3 protein-coding genes are annotated in these 3041 nt (G+C 74.9%); all 3 read right to left on the bottom strand.

Going from position 1 to position 3041, the window contains the following annotated elements:
• Positions 1–1116, bottom strand: a 1116-nt coding sequence (locus D8M29_RS10260; RefSeq protein WP_127445948.1) for a DEAD/DEAH box helicase, incomplete at its 3' end; no start/stop codon positions are given.
• Entirely contained in the window at positions 1113–2201 is a 1089-nt protein-coding gene (locus D8M29_RS10255) for an NAD kinase (protein WP_127435595.1), read from the bottom strand. The genes D8M29_RS10255 and D8M29_RS10260, both read right to left, overlap by 4 nt.
• 113 nt (positions 2202–2314) lie before the next feature.
• A partial coding sequence (locus D8M29_RS10250; protein ID WP_148111578.1) for a TlyA family RNA methyltransferase occupies positions 2315–3041 on the bottom strand: 727 nt, incomplete at its 5' end.

Here is a 3041-nt window from a genome sequence, read left to right as displayed (position 1 = left end):
GCCGTCACGGGACCGGCCGCCCTCGCGACCCCGTCCGCGGCCGCCGTCGCGCTGCTTCGCCTCGGGTCCGCCCAGGTCCTCGAGCGTCTCGCCCTCGAGGCCCTCGAGCACGCGCTTGGCCTGGGGCAGGCGGCCCTTCGTGCCCTTCGGGATGTCGAGGTCGGAGAACAGGTGCGGGGAGGAGGAGTAGGTCTCCACCGGCTCGGGCTGGCCGAGGCCGAGCGCCTTGTCGATCAGGGACCAGCGCGGCATGTCCTCCCAGTCCACGAGGGTCACCGCCACGCCCTTGTTGCCGGCGCGGCCCGTGCGGCCCACACGGTGCACGTAGGTCTTCTCGTCCTCCGGCGCCTGGAAGTTGAACACGTGGGTGACGTCGTCGACGTCGATGCCGCGCGCCGCGACGTCGGTGGCCACGAGGATGTCCACCTTGCCGTTGCGGAACGCGCGCAGCGCCTGCTCACGGGCGCCCTGGCCGAGGTCGCCGTGCAGCGCGCCGGCCGCGAAGCCGCGCGCCGTCAACTCGTCCGCCACGCGGGCTGCCGTGCGCTTGGTGCGCGTGAAGATGATGGTCCGGCCGCGGCCCTCCGCCTGCAGGGCGCGAGCCACGAGCTCGTCCTTGTCCATGTGGTGGGCGCGGTAGACGAGCTGACGGATGTCCTTCTTCGTCAGGCCCTCGTCCTCCGGGTCCGCCGCGCGGATGTGGGTGGGCTGCGTCATGTAACGGCGCGCCATCGCGACCACGGGACCCGGCATGGTGGCCGAGAACAGCATGGTCTGGCGCACGGCCGGGACGGCGGCGAGCAGGGTCTCGACGTCCGGGAGGAAGCCGAGGTCCAGCATCTCGTCGGCCTCGTCCAGCACGGCCCCGGCGTCCTCGGCGAGGGCGAGCGCGGCGTGCGCCTCGGGCAGGCGGACGCCGGCGTCCACGACGGCACGGGACGAGCCCCGGCGGACCGCGCCCGCGTCGGCGCGAGCGCCGAGCAGCAGGCCCAGGGCGGTGACCACCATGGTCTTGCCGGCGCCGGTCTCGCCGGTGACGACGGTGAAGCCGGGGTCCAGGTCCACGGTGGCCTCGCCGATCACGCCGAGCCCCGAGATCCTCAGATGGTCGATCATGCGTCCTCCCCGGGGTGACGCGCCCCGCGGTCGCGGTGGCGCTGGATGTCCGCGGGCGAGAGCACCGACAGCGGCATGGTGGCCGGTTCGACGACGTCGGGACGCGGCCCCGCGTGCCGCGGCTCGACGGTCTCCACCGCGTGGAGCACGCCCGCCCGCTCCTGGGCGGTGACGGGGCCGCGCCAGCCGTCCGTGGGCAGCCGGAACTTGCGCACGAGCCGTTCCGCGAAGGGCGTCGGGTTGAGACGGGCCAGGCGCACCGGCTCCGCCGACCGGGACACCTCGATCCGGGCCTGCGGCGGCAGTTCGACGGTGCGCCGGCCGTCACACCACAGCACACCGGTCTCGCGGGTGCGGGTGAGCACGTCCACGCCGATCGTGGAGCGCGGACCCACCACGAGGGGGCGGGTGAACAGGGCGTGGGCGCTGATGGGCACGCACAGCAGGGCCTCCACGGAGGGCCACACCACGGGGCCCCCGGCGGAGAAGGCGTAGGCCGTGGAGCCGGTGGGGGTGGCCAGCACGACGCCGTCGCAGCCGAAGGACGTCAGCGGCGAGTTGTCCACGGAGACGACCACCTCGAGCATCCGCTCCCGGTGGGACTTCTCCACGGAGGCCTCGTTGAGGGCCCACGTGCGGGCCACCTCGCGGCCCTCCACGTGCACGACGACGTCCAGGGCCATGCGCTCGATCACCACGTAGGACTCCGAGGCGATCGCCTGGACGGTGCGGTGCAGGTCGGTGCGCTCGGACTCGGCGAGGAAGCCGACGTGGCCCAGGTTCACCGCCAGCAGCGGCACGTTGTAGCCGCGGACGAAGTCGGCCGCCCGCAGCACCGAGCCGTCGCCGCCGAGGACGAGGCCGAGGGTGATGTCCTCGAGCTCGCAGTCGACCCCGAGGGTCTCCGGCGCGAACTCCGGGGGGTCCCCCGCGGCCGCGCGGATGGCGGCCACGTCCTGTTCGAGCATGACGGTGACCAGGCCCTCCTCCGCGAACATGCGGGTGGCCTGCAGCGCCGCGCTGATGGCGTCCTCGCGGCCCGTGTGGGTCAGGACGAGGATGCGACGTCCGGGGGTGTAGGGCATGGTTCCTTCCGCGAGCCGGGGTGCCGGGCACTGCGCTCCAGGATAGCCACGAGACCGGACACGCGAACCGGTGGCCCCGCGCCCGTGGACGGGCGGTGTCCCCCGGTCGGGGGTCAGGACCAGTCGATGTGGGCGCCCCGGACCCACCCGGCGGCGCGCTCGCCGGCGGGCGGGGCCGGGCTCGTCCCGCCTGCCGGGTTGTCGGCCGCGGTGGCGTCGGGACGGCGGAGCCGCAGGAAGAACTCGGCGTTCCCGTCCTGTCCGGCCAGGCCGGATCGGGCGAGGCCGCGCGGTGCGAGGCCGGCGCCCAGCGCGGCCGCGGTCACACCCACGACGGCGTGGCGGCGGGCGTCGGGATCGGTCACGACACCGGAGCGCGGCAGGGCGCGCCGCCCGACCTCGAACTGGGGCTTGACCATGAGCAGTAGCTCGGCGCCGGGTCGGCACACGCTCGCGAGCGGGGCGAGGACGAGGCGCAGCGAGATGAAGGACAGGTCGGAGACCACCAGGTCCACCGGACCGTCGATGTCCTCGGCCGTGAGGTCGCGGATGTTGAGCCCCTCGCGCACGAGGACGCGGGGGTCGGCCCGGACGGGCGGGGCCAGCTGGTTGTGGCCCACGTCGACGGCGGCCACCCGTTCGGCGCCCCGCTCGAGGAGGACCTGGGTGAATCCGCCGGTGGAGGCCCCGGCGTCGAGCGCTCGGCGGCCGGCCACGCCCACGTCCGGGAATGCCTCGAGTGCGCTGACGAGCTTGTGGGCCGCACGGGAGACGTACCGCGGGCCCGGGTCGCGCAGGCGCAGGGTGGCGTCGGCGGCCACGCGGTCGGCGGGCCGGCGC

The organism is Micrococcus sp. HSID17227, from assembly GCF_003989405.1.
Taxonomy (GTDB): domain Bacteria; phylum Actinomycetota; class Actinomycetes; order Actinomycetales; family Micrococcaceae; genus Micrococcus; species Micrococcus luteus.
The sequence above is the reverse complement of the archived record's forward strand: the minus strand, read 5'-3'. Positions and strand labels throughout refer to the sequence as shown.

Coding starts and splice junctions, on each gene's coding strand:
- D8M29_RS10255 (WP_127435595.1), bottom strand. CDS start 2,201: ATGCCCTACACCCCCGGACGTCGCATCCTCGTCCTGACCCACACGGGC.